The organism is Faecalimicrobium sp. JNUCC 81 (assembly GCF_053667625.1).
Window position 1 is genome coordinate 340,362 of sequence record NZ_CM132203.1, and the last position, 12,727, is coordinate 353,088.

General features: G+C 28.7%; 16 protein-coding genes. 14 read left to right on the forward strand and 2 right to left on the reverse strand.

The window, feature by feature from the left end; all coding sequences use genetic code 11:
- Nucleotides 1-3 precede the first annotated feature (3 nt).
- The 6 genes from JNUCC81_RS01780 (at nucleotide 4) to JNUCC81_RS01805 (ending at nucleotide 4,691) form a co-directional block, all read left to right on the forward strand.
- On the forward strand, nucleotides 4-915 hold the full coding sequence (locus JNUCC81_RS01780) for an MBL fold metallo-hydrolase (protein ID WP_454095048.1): 912 nt from the start codon (nucleotides 4-6) through the stop codon (nucleotides 913-915).
- A 50-nt stretch (nucleotides 916-965) separates the two neighbouring features.
- Entirely contained in the window at nucleotides 966-1,751 is a 786-nt protein-coding gene (locus JNUCC81_RS01785) for a GTP pyrophosphokinase (protein ID WP_454095049.1), read from the forward strand.
- 82 nt (nucleotides 1,752-1,833) lie between these two features.
- The gene (locus JNUCC81_RS01790; RefSeq protein WP_454095050.1) at nucleotides 1,834-2,526 is read left to right on the forward strand and encodes a metallophosphoesterase; all 693 of its coding nucleotides are present in this window, start codon (nucleotides 1,834-1,836) and stop codon (nucleotides 2,524-2,526) included.
- Between the two features lie 96 nt (nucleotides 2,527-2,622).
- A complete protein-coding gene (locus tag JNUCC81_RS01795) occupies nucleotides 2,623-3,474 on the forward strand; it encodes a hypothetical protein (protein WP_454095051.1) in 852 nt (283 codons plus the stop codon).
- A 139-nt stretch (nucleotides 3,475-3,613) separates the two neighbouring features.
- Nucleotides 3,614-4,174 carry a 5' nucleotidase, NT5C type gene (locus JNUCC81_RS01800; protein ID WP_454095052.1) on the forward strand — a complete coding sequence of 187 codons (561 nt, stop codon included), beginning with the start codon at nucleotides 3,614-3,616 and terminating at the stop codon, nucleotides 4,172-4,174.
- Nucleotides 4,175-4,205: 31 nt separating this feature from the next.
- Nucleotides 4,206-4,691, forward strand: a complete 486-nt coding sequence (locus JNUCC81_RS01805) for a hypothetical protein (protein ID WP_454095053.1) — start codon at nucleotides 4,206-4,208, stop codon at nucleotides 4,689-4,691.
- A 138-nt stretch (nucleotides 4,692-4,829) separates the two neighbouring features.
- On the opposite strand, the gene fba is transcribed toward JNUCC81_RS01805, so the two are convergent.
- Complete coding sequence (gene fba, locus JNUCC81_RS01810; RefSeq protein ID WP_208333035.1) at nucleotides 4,830-5,693, reverse strand: class II fructose-1,6-bisphosphate aldolase; 864 nt, start codon at nucleotides 5,691-5,693, stop codon at nucleotides 4,830-4,832.
- Between the two features lie 218 nt (nucleotides 5,694-5,911).
- Between fba and JNUCC81_RS01815 the strand changes: the two genes are divergently transcribed.
- From JNUCC81_RS01815 to JNUCC81_RS01830, 4 genes are all read left to right on the forward strand, one after another.
- Nucleotides 5,912-6,241: a DUF1904 domain-containing protein gene (locus JNUCC81_RS01815; protein WP_454095054.1), complete on the forward strand. Its 330-nt coding sequence runs from the start codon at nucleotides 5,912-5,914 to the stop codon at nucleotides 6,239-6,241.
- 17 nt (nucleotides 6,242-6,258) lie between these two features.
- The gene (locus tag JNUCC81_RS01820) at nucleotides 6,259-6,981 is read left to right on the forward strand and encodes a pseudouridine synthase (protein ID WP_454095055.1); all 723 of its coding nucleotides are present in this window, start codon (nucleotides 6,259-6,261) and stop codon (nucleotides 6,979-6,981) included.
- 28 nt (nucleotides 6,982-7,009) lie between these two features.
- Complete coding sequence (gene rlmD / locus JNUCC81_RS01825) at nucleotides 7,010-8,365, forward strand: 23S rRNA (uracil(1939)-C(5))-methyltransferase RlmD (protein ID WP_454095056.1); 1,356 nt, start codon at nucleotides 7,010-7,012, stop codon at nucleotides 8,363-8,365.
- 129 nt (nucleotides 8,366-8,494) lie between these two features.
- Complete coding sequence (locus JNUCC81_RS01830) at nucleotides 8,495-8,716, forward strand: sulfurtransferase TusA family protein (RefSeq protein WP_454095057.1); 222 nt, start codon at nucleotides 8,495-8,497, stop codon at nucleotides 8,714-8,716.
- Here JNUCC81_RS01830 and JNUCC81_RS01835 read toward each other — a convergent pair.
- Entirely contained in the window at nucleotides 8,713-9,612 is a 900-nt protein-coding gene (locus tag JNUCC81_RS01835) for a LysR substrate-binding domain-containing protein (protein ID WP_454095058.1), read from the reverse strand. The genes JNUCC81_RS01830 and JNUCC81_RS01835 overlap by 4 nt on opposite strands.
- A 238-nt stretch (nucleotides 9,613-9,850) precedes the next feature.
- Here JNUCC81_RS01835 and JNUCC81_RS01840 point away from each other — a divergent pair, with 238 nt between their 5' ends.
- The 4 genes from JNUCC81_RS01840 (at nucleotide 9,851) to JNUCC81_RS01855 (ending at nucleotide 12,664) form a co-directional block, all read left to right on the forward strand.
- Nucleotides 9,851-10,543: a YeeE/YedE thiosulfate transporter family protein gene (locus JNUCC81_RS01840; protein ID WP_454095059.1), complete on the forward strand. Its 693-nt coding sequence runs from the start codon at nucleotides 9,851-9,853 to the stop codon at nucleotides 10,541-10,543.
- A 28-nt stretch (nucleotides 10,544-10,571) separates the two neighbouring features.
- Nucleotides 10,572-10,799 (forward strand): sulfurtransferase TusA family protein, encoded by a 228-nt coding sequence (locus tag JNUCC81_RS01845; RefSeq protein WP_454095060.1) that lies wholly within the window; start codon nucleotides 10,572-10,574, stop codon nucleotides 10,797-10,799.
- A gap of 24 nt (nucleotides 10,800-10,823) precedes the next feature.
- Complete coding sequence (locus JNUCC81_RS01850; protein WP_454095061.1) at nucleotides 10,824-11,372, forward strand: YeeE/YedE thiosulfate transporter family protein; 549 nt, start codon at nucleotides 10,824-10,826, stop codon at nucleotides 11,370-11,372.
- Between the two features lie 62 nt (nucleotides 11,373-11,434).
- Entirely contained in the window at nucleotides 11,435-12,664 is a 1,230-nt protein-coding gene (locus JNUCC81_RS01855; RefSeq protein ID WP_454095062.1) for an FAD-dependent oxidoreductase, read from the forward strand.
- The last annotated feature ends 63 nt before the right edge of the window (nucleotides 12,665-12,727 follow it).

A 12,727-nucleotide genomic window follows, 5' to 3' on the forward strand; every position in this document is an offset into this window, starting at 1 on the left:
AAAATGGATTTATTAAATATAAAAGGAAATACTTTTTATATAAAAGGTGGAACGAATACAGGTATATATTTATATGATGATAATAGCGCGCTTATTATAGACCCAGGTCTATGTGGATTAAGACCTAAAAGAGTAATTGATATATTAAAATCAAATAATATAAACCTAAAATTTATAATAAATACACATGAACACAACGACCATTATGGTGCATGTAATCAATTTAGAGAAGAGTATAAAGATTTATTAATAATGTCATCAAAATATGCAAAATTATATATAGAAAATCCAGAGTTATTTTCTAAATATATAATAGGTGGAAAAAGTAATAAATTTATGGATGGTAAATTAAGAAATAAATCATTAGATGAAGTACAAATAGATGAAGTTATAAATGAAGGTATAATAGAATTAAATAATGTAGAATTTAATATAATAGATTTTAAGGGACATACACCAGGTAGTATAGGTATCTTAACAAAAGATAAAGTATTATTTGTAGGAGACCTTTTAATAGGCGAAGAAATGCTTAATAAATATGACTTTTTATTTATGCATGATATAAAAGATCAAATGGAGTCATTAGATAAACTTAAAAATATAGATTTTGATTTCTTAGTAGTTAGCCATGGAAAAAAAGTTATATCTAAATGTGAAAGTTATAATTTAATAAACAAGCATAAAGAAGCTATAGAAAAATATTTAAATCAAATAAGAGAGCAATTAAAGGAGCCAATAGGATTAGAAAATTTACTTAAAAATATTATAAAAAATAATATCTTAAGTAATAATTATAAAGAATATCACTTTTTTAAGTCTTCATTAGTATCTATAATAAGTTATTTAGCTGACTTAGGAGAAGTAGGATATCTTATAAATGAAGGAGAATTGCTTTATTATACACAAAAAAAATAAATTATGTTAAAATGAGTATAACTGGAAAAATATAATAAAGGATGAGCGAGATGGAATACGAAAAGTGGGACGAAGTATTAGCTCCTTATGAACATGCAGTTGAAGAATTAAAGGTGAAATTTAAGAATATAAGAAAAGAATTTCTAGCAAAAGGAGAATACTCTCCAATCGAATTTGTAACAGGTAGAACGAAGAAGATAGCTTCAATAGTATCGAAGGTTAAGCGTTTAAACATACAAGACATAGAGGCTGAAATGGAAGATATAGCAGGCATTAGGATAATGTGTCAATTTGTAGAGGATATATACACTATAGTAGAGTTAATTCAAACTAGAAGTGATATGTCTATAGTATATGCAAAGGACTATATCGAAAATTTTAAAGATAGTGGATATAGAAGTTATCATGTAATAATAAAATACCCTATAAACTCAATTGCTGGATCAAAGGAAATTTTATGTGAAATACAAATAAGAACATTAGCTATGAACTTTTGGGCAACAATAGAACACTCTTTAAAATATAAATATGAACATTATATACCGGAAAACTTAGCAGTAAGGCTAAGAAGAGCAGCAGATGCGGCATTCTTACTAGATCAAGAAATGAGTGAGATAAGAGAAGACATAATGAAAGCACAAGTTATGTATCAAGTAAAGTCTATAACAGTAAGAGATGTTTTAAATAAAGTTCAAGAATTATATAATGTAGGAGAAACTCATAAAGCTATATTATTTCAAAGAAGATTAGATAAAATTGATAATGAAAAAGATATAACAGAAATAATTAATTTAAAACATGAGATAGATGGATTATTACAACAATATAAAAAATAACTAGAGGGTTATCCATGTAAGTGGATAGCTTTCTTTTTTAGACATAAAATAAACTAAAGAGACACTAGAAAGGATTATGAATATGAGTTTATACGCAATAGGAGATTTACATTTTTCAACGGCAGTAGATAAACCGATGGATGTATTTGGTGACAACTGGATAAATCATGAAAATAAAATTATTGAAGATTGGAATGCAAATGTTAAGGAAGATGATTTAGTTTTAGTTTTAGGAGATACTTCATGGGGAATAAATTTAGCTGAAGGAAAAGAAGATTTAGATATAATAAATGATTTACCAGGGAAAAAGATTTTTATAAAAGGAAATCATGATTATTGGTGGACAACAGTTACAGGATTAAATAAATTATATGAAGATATGAAATTTTTACAAACTAACTTTTATGAGTACAAAGACTACGCAATATGTGGAGGAAGAGGTTGGATTTGTCCAAATGATGTAAAGTTTGATAAAAATGATGAAAAAATTTATATAAGAGAAGAAAATAGATTAAGATTATCATTAGAATCAGCTCGCAAAAAAGGATATTCTAAACTAATTGCAATAACTCACTACCCTCCAACTAATGATAAACTTGAAGAGTCTTTATATACTAAATTGTTTGAAGAGTATAAAGTTGAAAAAGTTATATATGGACACTTACATGGAAAAGAATCTTTTAAGATGGGATTAAAAGGAATTAGAAATGGAGTAGAATATATACTTGCTTCTTGTGATTTTCTAGACTTTAATTTAATAAAAATAATGGATTAATAAACTAAAAAGTTGTAAATAATATAAACTAAATGGATAAAAATAGGTATAATGGAGCATTTTGCTTCCATATACATGAAAAGGAGATTGTTATTAATGAGATGGATATTAGTATTCTTATTTTTATATCTTATACCCTTAATAGTTCTATTTAGGAATTATAACAACTTTAGAAGATCTTGTATATACAGTAGTATTTATATAGTGCTAGTAAGCACAATAGTAATAACAAATATGTATATGAGTGGCTTAAATAAAATAAAAGAGGCTATGTATTATCAAAACTATGCTTTTGAAGAACGATATAAAGATAAATATGCTTCAAATTTTGAAAAAGATTATGAAAAACAAGATAAAGATAAGAAAAGTGAAAAAGTTACTAGTAATATAGAATCAGATGATAATAAACCTAGTAATGAAACTGAAGTTACTAAGAATAATGATAAATCGGATAATAAATCTAAAGATAGTAATGATTTATCAAAAGATAATAAAATAGAAGATGTAGCTATTACTAAAGAAAAAACAGATAAAGAAATTGTAACAGAATTTAAAAAAGAAATTTATGATATAGAAACAATAGCCTTAGTTCCTATGAGAGACTGTATGCCATATACTAAGAATATATCTGAAAATCTTAAACATCTAGATAGTATAGGAGAAGATATTAAACATGCTCAAAAGATGTGCAAAGAAGTTATATCTATGTATAATGATATGAATATACCATCTCTTTCAGAAAAAAATTATACACAAGTACTACATAATGCAAGAGATGATGTAAGAAAAGCGTATGAATTAAGAGAAAAGGCTATGGTATCTGCATCTAAACTTATAGAGACTAAAAATCCTAAATATATAGGAAAAATAACAGAGTACTTAAAATTATCAGATAAACATATAACTAGCTTTAAAGAAAGATTAAGTGATTTAAATGATAAAATGTAATAAATATATTTAAAAGCTTACCTTTTAAGGTAAGCTTTTGGTATTATATACATATACTTAAATTATATATTTTGATTTATAATTTAACATATGCTATAATGTCTTAACTATAAATCAGATGGGAAATAGGGAGGATAATATGAATAAACTAAATATATGCGTTGATATAGACGGAACAATAACAAGTCCATATCACTTTATACCATACTTAAATGAATTATATAATAAAAATATAACAGAAGAACAATGCAATACTTGCGATTGGGAAACTTTATATGAAATAAAAATGGATAGAATGCTAAGTGAATTCCATGAAAAATATATGCATTCATATGGAGAAGCATCAGTAGTTGAAGGTGCAAAAGAGATAATAGAAGAGCTATGTTCTGAAAATACTGTGTATTTTGTAACAGCAAGAAGTGAAAGTTTAACTGAAATTACTAAAAAATGGCTAGAAGATAGTGGATTTTCTGGAATAGAAGTCCATTTATTAGGAAGTGACTATAAAGTAGAAAAAGCAAAAGCATTAAATTGTAATGTATTTATAGAAGATAATCCTTACAATGCAACACAACTTGCAGATGAAGGAATTAAAGTTTTATTAATAGATACAAATTATAATAAAGGTATAGTTCATGAAAATATAACTAGAGTTAATAACTGGATAGAAATAAAAGAATTTATAGATTCATATAAATAGAGAGTTATTACATGATGGGGGAGGCGATCTTGTGATAAAGTTGGAATTAAAAAATGAAAAAGGAAAATTTCATGTACAAAGTAATGAAGTTAAAGATATCTTAGGATTGCGTCCAGATTTTGAGGATATACAAGACATATCAAATAGTATAAATCAAAAGAACATAATGGTATTTGATTGTAAGCTATCTGAAGAAGTATTTGATATGCAAGATATAGAAGAGTTAGTAGAAGAAATTGGGGAAGAATTAGATGATTCTTACTTTAATGTATTATTTGAAGATGTAAGAGCATATTTAAAAGATGCTACAGATGAAATAGAAGAAGAATTACAAGATAAGTACAGATTTGATAATGTAAGATGTTTCTTCGATGTATATAATATAGATGAAACGTTTACTGATTTTAAATTTGTATTCCTTATAAGTTTTAAGGAAATAAAAATAGCATCACTTACTAATTTAGCTAAAATAGTTGGAAAAAGACAATTAGTTGGTGGGTCTAAATTTTATAGTTAATTAAAAGTTTGATTAAAAAAGACCTTAGTATTGTAGAAATATACATTATACTAAGGTCCTTTATAATTCTAGTGATATTATCGATCACATTAATTTAATAAATTTTTTATAATTTATTTTATGAAACTCGACATAAAATTAAGCTTTGTTTACAGAACCGAATAATTCCATCTTTTCTTTAACAGTAGCTTTTATAGCTTCGAATCCTGGAGCTAATACTTTACGAGGGTCAAATCCTTTACCTTGTAAGTCTTTTCCAGCTTCTATATATTTACGAGTAGCTTCTGCAAATGCTAATTGGCACTCAGTGTTAACATTTATTTTAGAAACACCTAAAGATATAGCTTTTTGTATCATATCTGCAGGTATACCAGTTCCACCGTGTAATACTAATGGCATTTCTCCTGTAGTATCATTTATAGCAGCTAAAGCATCGAAGCTTAATCCTGCCCAGTTTTCTGGATATTGACCATGTATATTACCGATACCAGCAGCTAACATATCAACCCCTAAATCTGCTATTAATTTACATTCAGCCGGATCTGCAACTTCCCCAGCTCCAACAACACCATCTTCTTCTCCACCTATAGAACCAACTTCTGCTTCTACAGATATACCTTTAGAATGAGCTATTTCAAGTACTTCTTTAGTTTTAGCTATATTTTCTTCTATAGAATAATGAGAACCATCAAACATAACAGAAGAGAATCCTGCTTCTATTACTTTTAAAGCTCCATCATAGCTACCGTGGTCTAAGTGTAGTGCAACTGGAACTGTTATTTTTAATTCTTCTAACATTCCGTTAACCATTCCAACTATAGTTTTGTAACCACCCATATATTTACCTGCACCCTCAGATACACCTAATATAACAGGAGAGTTATTTTCTTGAGCAGTTAATAAGACTGCCTTTGTCCACTCTAAGTTATTGATGTTGAATTGACCTACTGCATATTTACCTTCTCTAGCTTTTATTAACATTTCTTTAGCTGAAACTAACATACGTAAAACCTCCAAATAAATTATATTGTTAAAAATTTATAAAATTTACCCATCACTTAATATTATAACGGATATACAAAAAAAGTATATAGTAAATTGTAATAACATGAAATTAAAAGTATAATAATATCTATAATTAGTACATCAAAAATAAACGTTTTATATTTTAAGCTATGTTAAAATATAAAATAGTATTTAATATAGAAAGGAAGAAAAAAATGCCACAAATTAAAATAAGAGGAATACATGAAAATGAAATATTAAAAATAAGTGAAAATATGATAGATAGCTTAGTTGAAGCTGTCAAATGTCCAAGAGACTATTTTGAAATAGAGTGTATAAAATCAGTTGCAATAAGAGATGGAAAAATAGCTGATGTTTATCCATTTGTAGAAATAGCGTGGTTTGATAGAGGTCAAGAGGTTCAAGATATAGTAGCTAAAATTATAACTGATAGCATAAGAAATAATTTAAGCGTAGAAAATATGGACCTTGCATTTACAGTATTTGAAAAAGAAAAATACTATGAAAATGGAGAGCACTTCTAAGGAAGTCAAATTTAGATATGGCTAAAAAATTACGTTTAGATAAAGTACTTTCAAATATAGGATGTGGAAGTAGAGCGGAAATAAAAAAATACTGTAAATACGGAAAAATAACTGTAAATGGAAAAGTAGTAAACAATCCGGCTCTTCAAGTTGACACTGAAAATGATGAAATTTTATTTGATGGAGAAGTTGTAAGCTACAGAGAATTCGTTTATATAATGTTAAATAAACCAGATGGATATATATCTGCAACTTTTGATAAGAGAGATCCTATAGTTTTAGACTTAATAGATCCATCATATCTTGTATTTGAACCTTTTCCAGTAGGTAGATTAGATAAAGATACAGAAGGTTTATTAATATTAACAAATGATGGGCAACTTTCACATAGAGTATTATCACCTAAGAAACATGTACCAAAAACTTACTATGCAAAAATTGAAGGCGTAGTAACTGAAGAAGATATAACAGCATTTGAAAAAGGTGTAATTTTAGATGATGGGTATGAAACTATGCCATCTCAATTAAAGATACTAAAAAGCGAAGAACTATCAGAAATAGAGCTTACTATACATGAAGGAAAGTTCCACCAAGTAAAAAGAATGTTTGAGAGTGTAGGTAAAAAAGTAGTATACTTAAAAAGACTGTCTATGGGTAAATTAAAGTTAGATGAAAGTTTAGCTTTAGGAGAATATAGAGAATTAACTGAAGAAGAAATTAGATTAATGGAAGAAAGATAGATAATAGACTTAAGCGGAGGTAACATTAGTGAAGAAAAAAGATATTATAGAGTTTGAAGTAGACAAAATGGAGTTTGGAGGAACATCTGTAAGTCTATACGGAAATAGAGATATTCATATGAAAGGTGGAATAACTGGTCAAAAGGTAAGAGCAGCTGTTAAGAGAACTAGAAGTGGTAAAGCGGATGTTAAAATGTTAGAATTACTAGAAAATTCACCAATAGAAACAGCTACTACATGTAAGCATTTTGGAGAATGTGGAGGATGTTCTATATTATCAGTTCCTTATGAAAAACAATTAGAAATAAAAGAAAAGCAAGTAATGGATTTATTTTTAAACCAAGATTTATTTGGATTTAAATTTGAAGGTATAAAAGGAAGCCCATTAGAAAGATTATACAGAAATAAGATGGAGTATACTTTCGGAGATGAAATGAAAGATGGCCCTCTTACATTAGGTCTTCATAAAAAAGGAAGACACATAGATATAATGACAGTTGACGGATGTCTATTAGTTGATAATGACTTTATACAAATACTAACTAAAACAGTACAGTATTTTAATGAAAAAGAGCTTCCTTACTACAGAACTGTAAATCATAAAGGGTACCTAAGAAACCTTGTTGTAAGAAAAGGTGTTAACACTAATGAGATGATGGTAAATATAGTTACGTCTTCTCAAATAGATTTTGATATGACTGAGTATAAAAATATATTATTAGAACTTCCATTAGAATCTGAGTTAGTAAGTATATTACATACTGTAAATGATGGATTAGCTGATGCAGTTCAATGTGATGAGCTTAGAGTATTACATGGTAGAGATTATATACAAGAAGAAGTTTTAGGTCTTAAATTTAAGATATCTCCATTCTCATTCTTCCAAACTAATACAAAAGGAGCAGAAGATCTTTATACTATGGCTAGAGAATTTATAGGTGATCATGCTGATAAAGTTGTATTTGACTTATATAGTGGAACTGGAACTATAGGACAAGTTATGGCAGGTGCTGCAAAAAAAGTTTATGGTATTGAAATAATAGAAGAAGCAGTAGTTGCTGCTAACGAAAATGCTAAATTAAATGGACTTACTAACTGTGAGTTTGTTGCAGGGGATGTTGCTAAAACTGTTAAAAACTTTAAAGTTAAACCAGATTTAATAATAGTTGATCCTCCAAGACCAGGTGTTCACAAAGATGCAATAAGAGATATATCTGGGTTTGGAGCTAAAGAGATAATCTATATTTCTTGTAATCCTAAGACTTTAGTTCTTGATTTAGTTGAATTTAAAAATTATGGATATGAAATAGAAAAAGTTAAGTGTATGGATATGTTCCCTAACACTCCTCATGTTGAGACTGTAGTTAAATTAAAAAAGAAATAATATTTTTATAATAGGGTAGTTAGAATTAAAATTCTTTCTACTCTATTTTTATTTCTAGTATTTTAAATCATCTTGACTCCTTAGGTATGATATAGTTTATTTATAAATTATAAAAAGGGGGAGAGAGTTGTGAAAAAAATTGATTGTTTAGGAGAAATTTGCCCTATTCCAATTATTCATTTACAAAATCACATTAAGAAAATTGAAAAAGGAGAAACTATTATAATCATTACAGATCATAGTTGCACATTAACTTCGATTAAAGATTTTTGTAAAAATCATAATTTTAGATATAACTATGAAGAAGTAATAAATGGCGTTTGGGAAGTAAAAGTATTTAAGACCATTTAGCAAATGGTCTTAGAAATTGTTTTTTCTATGTAATTTATTAGTTTATATATTTCTTTATCGTAGGAATCGTCTAAAGGTTTAGTGACAGTATAAAAATTATTATCTAATTTAAAATCGTCCATTTCAATAATTTTGAGATGTTTATTATATAGTTCTTTTTTTATGGTCATATAAGGTAAAAAAGCAAGACCAAAACCTCTTGCAGATGAAGATTTAATAGATTCTATTGAATCTAAGGAGTATAGAATATTAAGGTTTGATACATCAATATCTATTTTTTTTAAGTATTTATCAAGTTGATGTCTTATATATTTAGATGAATCTAACATAATTATGGGATAATCATAAAGCATTTCTTTACTTAAATAGTCAGGCACGCTCATATCATTTCCTGCTACAAGACAAATCTTATCAGAAAAAATTTTTTTACTTATAAGAGATTTATTTTTAGGTTTCCCAGATATAAACCCAATGGTACCTTGGCCACAAGCCATGTGCTCCTCAATCAGTTGGCTAGACATATTAGATAATTTGATAGTAAGCTGGGGATACTTTTTCTTGATATGATAAAGCGTACAAGGTAGAGCATAATCGCATATAGAAGCAGTTGAAAAAATTTCAAGTACTTTATCTTGACTTTGCATTTTTTCAATATCTTGAAGCATTTTATTATATAGTGTAATGATTTGAAGAGATTGATTATAAACTATATTGCCTTGAGGTGTTAAAGACACTCCCTTATTACTTCTTTCAAGCAAAGTTGAGTCAAGAAATTGCTCCATAAGTTTAATCTGTTGGCTAAGAGCTGACTGAGATATATGATTTTTTTCAGCTGCTTTAGAGATGCTACCGAGTTTGACTACATCAACAAATTGACTGAGATAGTTAAAATTCATTTCATAACGCCCCCCTTTTATTTGATTTTATCATAAGATATAAAATTTGCTATAAGATTTTACTAATGTAGCATTAATTATACGAATGATAAAAAAATAACAATTAGTGATATAATAATTTATATAAAGAGGAATTAGCTAGTATAAGGTTTATATTTTCTTGGCTCATTCTTATAAGAGTCTAGATTTAAATATAAAGCAAGTTAAAAAGTAATTTTTGTGCAAAGGGGGTAGCAAGATGTCTAGTGTAAATGAAGCAGAAATTAAATCTATACGTAAATCACGTTCACCACGTAAAGCTAAAAAGAGTCAAATTCCTATTGCTCTTATTGTTACAGCTATAATAGTAGCATTTGGAATTTACTTAAGTACTTATAACACAAAACTTGTAATTTATTGGATTTTTGGGATTAGTTTTGGCTATATATTACAAAGGTCTAGATTCTGTTTTACAGCAGCTTTTAGAGATCCTTGTATTACAGGAAGTACATCTGTTACAAGGGCAATTATTGTAGCACTAACTTTAACAACAATAGGATTTACTGCAATTAAATATAGTGCAGTAATTAAAGGAAATGAAATTCCAGGAATGAGTGCAGTATCACCTATTGGAATACCTCTTATAGTGGGAGCAATTCTCTTTGGTATTGGTATGGTTATTGCAGGAGGATGTGCATCTGGAACATTAATGAGAGTTGGAGAAGGTTTTTCAATGCAAATGCTATCATTAATATTTTTCGTAATTGGTTCTTTATGGGGAGCGCACGATATGGGATTTTGGGGGCCTACATTTAATGAAAAGGCACCAAAAGTATTTTTACCAGATGTGTTTGGATGGTTAGGAGCACTTGTAGTTCAAGCAATTATTCTTGTTTTACTTTATATAGCTGCTGTTAAGTGGCAAGAAAAGAAAATGGGAACAGGAGAATAAAATAATAAAAAATAAGGGGGAATTTAAGATGGTTGAATATAATCTTGATTGTTTAGGAGAGGCTTGTCCAATACCATTAATGAAAACAGAGAAAAAAATGAGTGAATTAAACGTAGGAGATATCCTTATAGTAGAAATAGATCATAGTTGTGCAATGAAAAATGTACCAGAATGGGCAAGAAAGCAAGGACATAATGTAGAAATTGAAGAAGTAGATGATGGTGAGTGGGAAATAGTAATTCAAAAAAATAAATAATAATCCATAAAGTAGGTGAGAACGTTGAAAGAATTTTGGATTAAAGTCGGAAAAAATAAAATATATAAGACATTACTAAAAGAGCCACTTACATATGTGGCTGGTGCAGTATTACTTAGTATATTTCAAATTGCGCATTTATCTATCTTTGATAGTGGATGGGGAGTTACAGGTACTTTTGCCAATTGGGGAGCGTGGATATACAATGCTTTAGGTGGAGACGCAGGTAGCTGGTCTTATTTTGCTTCAGAAGGTGCACAGAAAACACTAAGTTCAGGGTTTATGAATGACGGGGGATCTATTAGAAATCTTGGTATTATAGTAGGTGCTTTTGTTGCAGTACTTTTCGCATCTCAGTTTAAATTTAAAAAGATTAAATCTTTTAAACAAGTAATAGCAGCTATTCTTGGTGGACTTCTAATGGGATATGGAGCAAGACTTGCAGGTGGATGTAACATAGGTGCATTATTTACTTCAATTGCGTCTCTTTCTCTTTCAGGATGGATTTTTGGAATATTCTTACTTGGAGGAGCATCTATAGGAAGTAAATTATTAGCAAGATATTTTATGTAGATAAAAGCAGGGGCTATGAAAATAGTAACCCTGCAAATTTTTTATAAAGGAGGGCACATATTATGGAAAAAAAGGTAGAGCAGTTTGACGTAGTAATAATAGGGGGAGGAGCTGCAGGACTTACAGCAGCTATTTATTGTGGCCGTGCTAGATTAAAAACACTTATTATAGAAAAATCATTGGTAGGTGGGCTTGCAACATATACAAATGAAATTGAAAACTATCCTGGATTTCCTGATGGAACAACAGGGCTTGAATTAATGGGATTATTTCATAAGCAAGCTAAAAAATTTGGTGTGAAGTTTAAATTAACAGATGTAAAAGGTGTAAGATTAGAACAAGATAAAAAAGTTGTTGAAACTTTTAGATTAAACTATGAAGCAAAAGTAGTTATTGTAGCAAGTGGAGGAAAGCCACGCCTAACAGGTGCCAAAAATGAAGAAAATTATTTATATGATAAAGGGATATCTTTTTGTGCAACATGTGACGCGGCAGCTAACACAGATAAAACAGTTATGGTAATAGGTAGTGGTGATGCAGCAATAGAGGAGGGTATGTTTTTAACTAAATTTGCAAAAAAAGTTATTGTATCTGTAATGCACGATCCAGGAAAGATGGATTGTAATGAAATTGCAAAAACTGAAGCACTTAATAATCCTAAGATGTCTTTTATGTGGAATACATTAGTGGAATGTTTTGAAGGAGAAGGTAATCTTTCAAGGGTAGTTCTTAAAAATACAAAAACAAATGAATTAATGCCAGTAGATGTAGATTCTTGTTTTCTTTTTATAGGATACATACCTAACACAGAATTCTTCAAAGGTGTATTAGATATGAATTCAGCCGGTTACCTTATCACAAATGAAAAAATGGAGACAAATATATCAGGTGTATTTGCAGTAGGTGATGTACGTGATAAATTCTTAAAACAAGTTTCAACAGCAGTAGGAGACGGAGCCATTGCAGGATATGGAGCAGAGAAATACATTGCAGAGATTGAAATTTATGAAAATCAAATATTAAATGGAGGGAAAACATCTGTTGTATATTTATGGAATGCAACAGATCCAGTATGCCGTGAACTTTTACCGATAATAGAAAGTTTTGAGAAAAAGTATGGTGAAAGTATAAGGGTTACAAAAGTAGATATTTATAAGTCCCTAGGGATTGCAGATCGCTTAGGAGTAGGAAAATTTCCAGCATTAATATTTATTAATGAAAAAAAAGTTGTAGGAGTACTTACAGAAGATATAAAAACTGAGACGATTGAAAAATTAATTAATAAAATATAAAAAGGGCCTTCTGCTATTTGCAGAAGGTTTTTTTATATTTTGAGCAACGTATGTATCTTACAC

Bases quoted from the DNA above. Each gene is read 5' to 3' on its own strand.
- JNUCC81_RS01780 (WP_454095048.1), top strand. From the start codon at position 4: ATGGATTTATTAAATATAAAAGGAAATACTTTTTATATAAAAGGTGGA.
- JNUCC81_RS01785 (WP_454095049.1), top strand. From the start codon at position 966: ATGGAATACGAAAAGTGGGACGAAGTATTAGCTCCTTATGAACATGCA.
- JNUCC81_RS01790 (WP_454095050.1), top strand. From the start codon at position 1,834: ATGAGTTTATACGCAATAGGAGATTTACATTTTTCAACGGCAGTAGAT.
- JNUCC81_RS01795 (WP_454095051.1), top strand. From the start codon at position 2,623: ATGAGATGGATATTAGTATTCTTATTTTTATATCTTATACCCTTAATA.
- JNUCC81_RS01800 (WP_454095052.1), top strand. From the start codon at position 3,614: ATGAATAAACTAAATATATGCGTTGATATAGACGGAACAATAACAAGT.
- fba (WP_208333035.1), bottom strand. From the start codon at position 5,693: ATGTTAGTTTCAGCTAAAGAAATGTTAATAAAAGCTAGAGAAGGTAAA.
- JNUCC81_RS01815 (WP_454095054.1), top strand. From the start codon at position 5,912: ATGCCACAAATTAAAATAAGAGGAATACATGAAAATGAAATATTAAAA.
- JNUCC81_RS01820 (WP_454095055.1), top strand. From the start codon at position 6,259: ATGGCTAAAAAATTACGTTTAGATAAAGTACTTTCAAATATAGGATGT.
- JNUCC81_RS01835 (WP_454095058.1), bottom strand. From the start codon at position 9,612: ATGAATTTTAACTATCTCAGTCAATTTGTTGATGTAGTCAAACTCGGT.
- JNUCC81_RS01840 (WP_454095059.1), top strand. From the start codon at position 9,851: ATGTCTAGTGTAAATGAAGCAGAAATTAAATCTATACGTAAATCACGT.
- JNUCC81_RS01845 (WP_454095060.1), top strand. From the start codon at position 10,572: ATGGTTGAATATAATCTTGATTGTTTAGGAGAGGCTTGTCCAATACCA.
- JNUCC81_RS01855 (WP_454095062.1), top strand. From the start codon at position 11,435: ATGGAAAAAAAGGTAGAGCAGTTTGACGTAGTAATAATAGGGGGAGGA.